Origin of the sequence: Streptomyces sp. WAC06614, assembly GCF_003949795.1 — a bacterium.
In the GTDB taxonomy this organism is placed as follows: domain Bacteria; phylum Actinomycetota; class Actinomycetes; order Streptomycetales; family Streptomycetaceae; genus Streptomyces.
In genome coordinates, this window is sequence record NZ_RPRY01000370.1 from 1 (window position 1) to 6,420 (window position 6,420).

7 protein-coding genes are annotated in these 6,420 nt (G+C 72.6%); 2 read left to right on the top strand and 5 right to left on the bottom strand.

The genetic code is table 11. The features are described 5' to 3' along the window. Nucleotides 1-706: 706 nt before the first annotated feature. Nucleotides 707-1,708 carry a tryptophan--tRNA ligase gene (gene trpS, locus EF918_RS30895; protein WP_125652232.1) on the top strand — a complete coding sequence of 334 codons (1,002 nt, stop codon included), beginning with the start codon at nucleotides 707-709 and terminating at the stop codon, nucleotides 1,706-1,708. Nucleotides 1,709-1,789: 81 nt separating this feature from the next. Here the strand turns inward: trpS and proC are convergent, their stop codons facing one another. The 5 genes from proC to EF918_RS30920 form a co-directional block, all read right to left on the bottom strand. Continuing rightward, nucleotides 1,790-2,599 (bottom strand): pyrroline-5-carboxylate reductase, encoded by an 810-nt coding sequence (proC, locus tag EF918_RS30900; RefSeq protein ID WP_125652233.1) that lies wholly within the window; start codon nucleotides 2,597-2,599, stop codon nucleotides 1,790-1,792. A gap of 126 nt (nucleotides 2,600-2,725) precedes the next feature. After that, nucleotides 2,726-3,463, bottom strand: a complete 738-nt coding sequence (locus tag EF918_RS30905) for an ABC transporter permease (RefSeq protein WP_125652234.1) — start codon at nucleotides 3,461-3,463, stop codon at nucleotides 2,726-2,728. Continuing rightward, complete coding sequence (locus EF918_RS30910; RefSeq protein ID WP_125652235.1) at nucleotides 3,460-4,320, bottom strand: ABC transporter ATP-binding protein; 861 nt, start codon at nucleotides 4,318-4,320, stop codon at nucleotides 3,460-3,462. The genes EF918_RS30905 and EF918_RS30910 overlap by 4 nt, the downstream gene beginning before the upstream one ends. 57 nt (nucleotides 4,321-4,377) lie before the next feature. Next, nucleotides 4,378-4,827 carry a hypothetical protein gene (locus EF918_RS30915; protein ID WP_125652237.1) on the bottom strand — a complete coding sequence of 150 codons (450 nt, stop codon included), beginning with the start codon at nucleotides 4,825-4,827 and terminating at the stop codon, nucleotides 4,378-4,380. Between the two features lie 251 nt (nucleotides 4,828-5,078). Further along, on the bottom strand, nucleotides 5,079-5,381 hold the full coding sequence (locus EF918_RS30920) for an SH3 domain-containing protein (protein ID WP_125652236.1): 303 nt from the start codon (nucleotides 5,379-5,381) through the stop codon (nucleotides 5,079-5,081). Nucleotides 5,382-5,492: 111 nt separating this feature from the next. Between EF918_RS30920 and EF918_RS30925 the strand changes: the two genes are divergently transcribed. Then, a partial coding sequence (locus EF918_RS30925) for a serine/threonine-protein kinase (RefSeq protein WP_148141289.1) occupies nucleotides 5,493-6,420 on the top strand: 928 nt, incomplete at its 3' end.

Below are 6,420 nucleotides of genomic sequence, written 5' to 3' on the forward strand. Positions count from 1 at the left end.
ACCTCGTCTCCAGAGAGACGGGGTATCAACATATCTGGCGTTGATTTTTGGCACGCTGTTGAGTTCTCAAGGTGCGGACGCTTCCTTCGTTCCCGTTTCCGGGCCCTCCGGGCGCTTCCTTCGTTCTTGCGTTTCCGACTCTATCAGATCTTTCCGGACCCGATTTCCTCGGTGCTTTCCGGTTCCGGCGCTTTCGCGCTTTTCCCTTCCGGCGTTTCCGACTCTATCAGATCCTTTCGGGCCTGACTCCCAGTCAGCGGGGGTTCGCCCTTGCGGCTGTTGGGCCGTTCGGACTCCCGAACTCTAGCGGATTTCCCGGGCTGCTCATAATCGAGCCTCGAAAATAAATTCGGGCATGCCGAATTCGTTCCCGAGCGGGAGATCGTGCTGAGTAGGGGTGCCGCGACGAGGCGGCGGACGGCTGCCGCAGAACCGTTCCGGCTCCGTGACAACTCGGAGTACTTTACGGACCTCAAAAGCTTGTGTCAACCCCCCGCCCCCGGTCTACCCTGGTCGGCATGACTACGCATGCGCTCACGTCCAGCCTTCGCTGGTGGGCCGCCTGACGGCGGCCGCCCCACGCATGCACCGACACGGCCGCCGCCTCGGCGGCCGTTCGCGTTTCTGCCCCCTGGCAGTCGGCCGCCGGTCGCGGCGCCCGACCGACACCGCACACCGACATCGGCCAGAGGGAGAACGACGGACCATGACCAGGATCTTCAGCGGGATCAAGCCGACCGGGCACCTGACGCTGGGCAACTACCTGGGGGCCGTACGGCAGTGGGTCGCCGCTGCCGGGACCGGTGCCCCGGACGAGACGCTCTACTGCGTCGTGGACCTGCACGCGCTCACCGTCGAGCACGACCCGGCGCGGGTGCGGCGGCTCAGCCGACAGGCGGCGACGCTGTTGCTCGCCGCCGGGCTGGATCCCCAGGTGTGCACCCTCTTCGTGCAGAGCCACGTGGACGAGCACACCCGGCTGGCGTACCTGCTGGAGTGCACGGCGTCCGACGGCGAGCTGCGCCGCATGATCCAGTACAAGGAGAAGGCGGCGAAGGCCGAGGCGTCCGGGCAGGGGGTGCGGCTGTCGCTGCTGACGTACCCGGTGCTGATGGCCGCGGACATCCTCGCCTACGGGACGGACGAGGTGCCGGTGGGTGAGGACCAGCGCCAGCACGTGGAGCTGACCCGGGACCTGGCCGTGCGGTTCAACCAGCGCTACGGGCACACGTTCACCGTGCCGCGGGCGACGCTGCCGGCGGTGGCCGCGCGGGTGATGGACCTCCAGGACCCCACCTCAAAGATGGGCAAGTCCCACGACGTCACCACGGGCATCGTCTATCTCCTCGACGAGCCGGACGTCGTCACGCGCAAGGTCATGCGGGCCGTGACCGACAACCTGGGCGGGGTCTCCTACGACCGGGCGGAGCGGCCCGGGGCGGCGAACCTGCTGGACGTCCTGGCCGCGTGCACCGGCGGGGACCCGGTGGAGCTGGCCGCCGGGTACGACGGGTACGGGGCGCTGAAGCGGGACGTCGCGGAGGCGGTGGTGGAGACGCTGCGGCCGGTGCGGGAGCGGCACGCCGAGCTGGCGGCCGATCCGGGTGCGGTGGAGAAGGTGCTGCGGGAGGGGGCGGAGCGGGCCCGGGCGGTCTCCCGCCCGGTGGTGGACCGGGCCTACCGGGCGATCGGGCTGCTCGCCCCCTGAGCCGGCCGCCCCGCCACTGCTGCACTGCCGCCTTGCCGTACGGGACCGGCTCGCGACGGGTCCCGCACGGCGGCGGTGGTGTCAGTTGGCGCCGGCGGCCAGTTCGCGGCTGCGGTCGCGGGCGGCTTCGAGGGCCGCGATGAGGGCGGCGCGGACGCCGTGGCGTTCGAGTTCGACGATGGCGTTGATGGTGGTGCCGGCCGGGGAGGTGACGGCCTCGCGGAGCTTGACCGGGTGTTCGCCGCTGTCGCGGAGCATCACGGCGGCGCCGATGGCGGCCTGGACGATGAGGTCGTGGGCCTGGGCGCGGGGCAGGCCGAGCAGGATGCCCGCGTCGGTCATGGCCTCGACCAGGAAGTAGAAGTACGCGGGGCCGGAGCCGGACAGGGCGGTGGCGGCGTCCTGCTGGGACTCGGGGACCCGCAAGGTCTTGCCGACGCCGCCGAAGATCTCCTCGGCGTGGGCGAGGTGGCCGGCGTCGGCGTGGCTGCCGGCGGAGATGACCGACATGGCCTCGTCCACGAGGGCCGGGGTGTTGGTCATGACGCGGACGACCGGGGTGCCGGGGGCGAGCCGCTCCTCGAAGAAGGAGGTCGGGATGCCCGCGGCACCGCTGATGATCAGGCGGTCGGCGGGGACGTGCGGGGCGAGCTCGGCGAGGAGGGCGCCCATGTCCTGCGGCTTGACCGTGAGGATGAGGGTGTCGGCGCGCTTGGCGGCCTCGGCGTTGCTGACGGCCTCGACGCCGTAGCGGGTGCGCAGTTCCTCCGCGCGCTCCGGGCGGCGGGCGGTGACCAGGAGCTTCGAGGCGGGCCAGCCGCCTCGGATCATGCCGCTGAGGAGCGCCTCGCCGATCTTGCCGGTTCCGAGGACCGCGACTGTCTGGGTCATGCCCGTTCCACCTCGCCTGGGATGCGTGTACTCCCTCCTCATCCTTGCACTCCGACGGGAGGCGGGGCGGGCGTGTCCGGAGTCCGGTCACGGGATGCGGTCGGGGTGGGCGGTCAGGCTGTGCGGTCACGGGGTGCGGCGGCGGAGGGTGGCGGCGCCCAGGGCGAGGACGAGCAGGGCGCAGCCGGCCACGACGGCGGCGTCGCGGACGAAGGCGGCGGTGATGTCGGTGTGGGTGAGGACCTGGCTCATGCCGTCGACCGCGTAGGACATGGGCAGGACGTCCGAGAGGCCGTCGAGGACGGGCTGCATGGTGTCGCGGGGTGCGAAGAGTCCGCACAGCAGCAGCTGGGGGAAGATCACGGCCGGCATGAACTGGACGGCCTGGAACTCGGAGGCCGCGAAGGCGGAGACGAAGAGGCCGAGGGCGGTGCCGAGGAGGGCGTCGAGGAGGGCGACCAGGAGGAGCAGCCAGGGGGAGCCGACGACGTCGAGGCCGAGGAGCCACAGGGCGGTGCCGGTGGCGAGGAGGGACTGCACGACGGCCATGGCGCCGAAGGCGAGGGCGTAGCCGGCGATGAGGTCGGCCTTGCCGAGGGGCAGGGCGAGGAGGCGTTCGAGGGTGCCGCTGGTGCGTTCGCGCAGGGTCGCGATGGAGGTGATCAGGAACATCGTGATCAGCGGGAAGATGCCGAGGAGGGACGCGCCGATGCTGTCGAAGGTGCGCGGGCTGCCGTCGAAGACGTAGCGCAGCAGGGTCAGCATCAGGACCGGGACCAGCAGCATCAGGGCGATGGAGCGCGGGTCGTGGACGAGCTGGCGCAGGACGCGGGCCGCGGTGGCGGTCGTACGGGCGAGGTTCATCGCTGGGTCTCCTGGGCGGCGGGCTCGGCGGGCGCGGCGGGCGGCGTGGGTACGGCGGCTACGGCGGTCGGGGTGGCTACGGCGGTCGGGGTGGCCTCGTCGACCAGGCGGAGGAAGCCCTCCTCGACGGTGGCCGAGGCGGTACGGGTGCGCAGGGCCTCGGGGGTGTCCTGGGCGAGGATGCGGCCGTCGCGCATGAGCAGCAGGTCGTGGCAGCGCTCGGCCTCGTCCATGACGTGGGAGGAGACGAGCAGGGTGGTGCCGCGGTCGGCGGCGAGGGAGTGGAAGAGGTCCCACAGGTCGCGGCGCAGGACGGGGTCGAGGCCGACGGTGGGTTCGTCGAGGACGAGCAGGTCGGGGGTGCCGAGGAGGGCGACGGCGAGGGAGACGCGGTTGCGCTGGCCGCCGGAGAGGTCGCGGGCCAGGGCGTCGGCGCGGCCGGTGAGGTCGACGTCGGCGATGGCCCGTTCGACGTCGGCGCGGCGGCGGTCGGCGGCGGCCCGGCCGGGGGTGAGGACGGCGGCGAAGTAGTCGAGGTTCTGCCGGACGGTGAGGTCGTCGTAGACGGAGGGCGCCTGGGTGACGTAGCCGATGCGGGCGCGCAGGGCGGGGTGGCCGGCGGGCCGGCCGAGGACGTCGAGGGTGCCGGTGACCCGGGCCTGGGTGCCGACGATCGCGCGCATCAGGGTGGTCTTGCCGCAGCCGGAGGGGCCGAGGAGGCCGGTGATGCGGCCGCGGGGGACGTCGAAGCCGATGCCGTGGAGGACCGTGCGCGGGGTGCGGCCGGTGCCGCGGCGGACGGTGAGGCCGCGGGCGTGCACGGCGGGAGCGGCCGCCGCGGCGGAATTATTCATCATGCGATGAATAATGCTCCTGGGGGTGCCGGCCGTCAACGCCCCGGACGGGGCCGCGGGCTACTTCTTGCGCTGGGGGCGGCGCGCCGCCGGGTTGCCGGAGCGGGTGCTGCGGCGGCGGTCGTGCGCGGCGAGGGCCGCCTCGTACTCGGCGCGGTGCAGCTTCTCGCCGGGGGCCTCGCCGAGGGTGCGCAGGAAGTACGCGATGAGGGAGCCGATGAAACCGATCGCCTTGAGGCCCTTGAGGGAGGCCTCGTCGGAGGACGGCGCCGGGCGGCGGCCGAAGGACTCCCAGGTCTTGACGAAGGCGATGGCGCTGCAGACGGCGAAGAGGACGACGACGGAGATGTTCAGGAAGGTCCCGACGTTGCCGATCTCCAGGCCCTCGTACGCGAAGCGCAGCAGATAGGCGGAGGCCGTGGCGCCGAGGAGGGAGCCGATGGCCAGGCCGACGCGGCGGAGGTGGTAGCCGCCGTCGTGGTCCACCCAGGTGGTGCCGTAGAAACGGATCGGCTCGGGTCGGGGGCCGGTCGGTGCGCCCGGCCGCTCGCCGTGTCGGTCGCCCGGCCGCTCGCCCGGCCGCTCGCCGTGTCGCTCGACCTGTCGGTCGTCTCGCTGCTCGTCGCTCACACCGGCGATTATCGCCCGGGGCCCGCGCCGGCGCCCCGCCCGTCCGAGGGCTGGTCAGCCTCCGGACGAGCGGCCCGCTTCAGCAGATCAGCCGGTCAGGCGGTTTCAGGCGGTCAGGCGGTTTCAGGCGGTCAGGCGCAGCGCGTGGCGACGTAGCCGTCGCTGCCCGTGCGGACGTAGGCGTCGGAGACGAACTGGCCGTTGCCGACGCAGTCCCAGATGGCGGTGGTGCCGTACGGACCGGAGACGGTCTCGCCCTCGCACTGGCAGCGGATGGTGACGTACGAGCCGTACGTCAGGGTGCGGACGATGGCGTAGCCGGTCCCGGGGCCGCTGCGGACGTTGACCCGGTAGCCCGGGGCGACCGGGAACGTCGGGTAGCCGGAGTCCCCCGCCAGGCTCTGGAGCTGGCCGGATCCGTTCTCTTCGGACATGCGAAATCTCCCCCCACGGAAGCGTTGCGTTCCGCAACTCGCGCAGGGTAGCAGGACCCTGTGGCGCAGAAGGCACCATCGACTAGGCTCGCCGCCCGGGGGTGGTAGGCGATGCAGGCGCAGCGCTCCGATCGCGCGGGATTCCCGGAGTACGCCGGGCAGTACCGGCTGGAATCCGTGCTCGGTTCCGGCGGCATGGGCGTCGTGCACCTGGCCACCTCGACGTCGGGGCTCCGCCTCGCGGTCAAGATCGTGCACGCGCAGCACGCCGAGGACCCCGAGTTCCGGGCCCGGTTCCGGCAGGAGATCGCCGCCGCCCGGCGGGTGAGCGGGGCCTTCACCGCGCCCGTCGTCGATGCCGACCCCGAGGCCGAACGGCCGTGGATGGCCACGCTCTTCATCGACGGCCCCACCCTCGCCCAGCGGGTCCGGGAACGGGTCCTGGACACCGCCGAGCTGGGCCGGCTCGGGGCCGGTCTGGCGGAGGCGCTGCGCGACATCCACCGGGCCGGTGTGGTGCACCGGGACCTCAAGCCGGGCAACGTGCTGATGGCAGGGGACGGGGCGAAGGTCATCGACTTCGGGATCTCGCGCCCGACCGACAGCGATCTGCGGACGGAGACCGGGAAGCTGATCGGGACGCCGCCGTTCATGGCGCCCGAACAGTTCCAGCGGCCGCGGGAGGTGGGCCCGGCGGCGGACGTGTTCGCGCTGGGGGCCGTGCTCGTGCACGCGGCGACGGGGCGCGGCCCGTTCGACTCCGACAGCCCGTATCTGGTGGCGTACCAGGTGGTGCACCACGAGCCGGATCTGACGGGGCTGCCGGCGGAGCTGGCGCCGATCGTGGCGCGCTGCCTGGCGAAGGACCCGGCGAAGCGGCCCACCGCGGACCAGCTGATCGCGGCGATGCGGGCGGTGGCGTACCCGACGTCGGAGCAGACGCAGGCGTTCATACCGCAGCCGAGGCGGCCGGTGTCGTCGGCGGTGCCGTGCGGGGCCGGGCCGGGCGGGGACGAGGACACGCACCCGCGGGACGAGG

Bases quoted from the DNA above. Each gene is read 5' to 3' on its own strand.
- trpS (WP_125652232.1), top strand. From the start codon at position 707: ATGACCAGGATCTTCAGCGGGATCAAGCCGACCGGGCACCTGACGCTG.
- proC (WP_125652233.1), bottom strand. From the start codon at position 2,599: ATGACCCAGACAGTCGCGGTCCTCGGAACCGGCAAGATCGGCGAGGCG.
- EF918_RS30905 (WP_125652234.1), bottom strand. From the start codon at position 3,463: ATGAACCTCGCCCGTACGACCGCCACCGCGGCCCGCGTCCTGCGCCAG.
- EF918_RS30910 (WP_125652235.1), bottom strand. From the start codon at position 4,320: ATGATGAATAATTCCGCCGCGGCGGCCGCTCCCGCCGTGCACGCCCGC.
- EF918_RS30920 (WP_125652236.1), bottom strand. From the start codon at position 5,381: ATGTCCGAAGAGAACGGATCCGGCCAGCTCCAGAGCCTGGCGGGGGAC.